The sequence below is a fragment of the Vibrio sp. Vb0304 genome, from assembly GCF_033338995.1.
Lineage (GTDB): Bacteria > Pseudomonadota > Gammaproteobacteria > Enterobacterales > Vibrionaceae > Vibrio > Vibrio alginolyticus.
In genome coordinates, this window is sequence record NZ_JAWOTT010000183.1 from 1 (window position 1) to 1,278 (window position 1,278).

Sequence of the window (1,278 nt, forward strand, 5' to 3'; positions counted from 1 at the left end):
ACCAACCGGTACGGCCAAATTCACCCAAACCTAGCGACATGTTAGTTAGGATCACCCCAACCACAAACAGCCAGAAGCTCAAGTTATTCAGGTACGGGAAAGCCACGTCACGCGCGCCGATTTGCAGCGGTACGATGATATTCATCAAACCAATCACGAGCGGCATCGCAACGAAGAAAATCATAATCACGCCGTGCGCGGTAAAGATTTGGTCGTAGTGATGCGGCGGCAAATAGCCTGCTTCACCCGCAGAGGAAAGTAGCTGCTGGCTACGCATCATCACCGCGTCCGCAAAGCCACGTACAAGCATCAGCATCGCAACAGCGATGTACATGAAGCCGAGTTTTTTGTGGTCTACCGAAGTAAACCATTCATTCCATAGGTATTGCCATTTTCCAGCTTTGGTTACGGCAACCACCACGGCTAATCCCACCAACGCGACGATCGCCAGCGTGATGATGATGATCGGCTCGTGATATGGAATTGAATCCAGAGTTAATCTTCCAAACATGTGATTATCCTTGGTTTTCAGGCAAACAGTTCATGGAACCCGGATGTTGGGTCACGACGTTGCTGAACAGAAACGGAGGAACACTTGAGAACAGAGTGACAGGCGCAGCAACGCTTGGCTCAGCCAGCGAGCTGTATTGCTCCCAGTCTTCGATTCGATCAGGGCTCGCTTTCACTTTTTGCACCCAGTTGAGGAATGCTGCGCGATCCGGCATTGCCGATGCGGTGAACTTCATCTGAGAGAAACCTTCGCCGCTGTAGTTCGACGCAAAGCCCTTGTAGTCCCCTTCGTGGTTAGCAATCAGATTCAACTTAGTCACCATGCCTGGCATCGCGTAAATCTGAGTACCTAAACGCGGGATAAAAAACGCGTTCATGATGTTGTCTGACGTCAGCTTAAAGGTCACAGGCACATCTTTCGGAAACGCCACGTAGTTTACCGTTGCGATGTTTTCTTCCGGATAGATGAACAGCCATTTCCAATCAAGCGAAACCACTTCAATCGTCATCGGTTTGACATCACTCACCAGAGGTTTGGATGGCTCTAGTTCGTGGGTAGAACGCCAAGTGATGGTGGCAAGAATGGCGATAATGATGATGGGAATTGTCCATACCACCACTTCGATTTTGGTCGAGTGCGACCATTCTGGTGCGTACTCTTCGTCGGTGTTACTTGCTCGGTATCGATAAGCGAAGTAAATCGTCATCAGAATCACAGGGATCACGACGATTAACATCAGCAAAAGAGCGGTGATGATCAGCTCTTTT

The 1,278-nt window shown here is 49.5% G+C and carries 2 protein-coding genes; both read right to left on the bottom strand.

Annotated elements, in window-relative coordinates:
• Window positions 1-511 (bottom strand): cbb3-type cytochrome c oxidase subunit I (locus R7P35_RS24820; protein WP_318093036.1); only part of this gene is annotated, 511 nt, incomplete at its 3' end.
• 4 nt (window positions 512-515) lie between these two features.
• Window positions 516-1,278, bottom strand: a 763-nt coding sequence (gene cyoA, locus R7P35_RS24825; protein WP_318093038.1) for a ubiquinol oxidase subunit II, incomplete at its 5' end; no start/stop codon positions are given.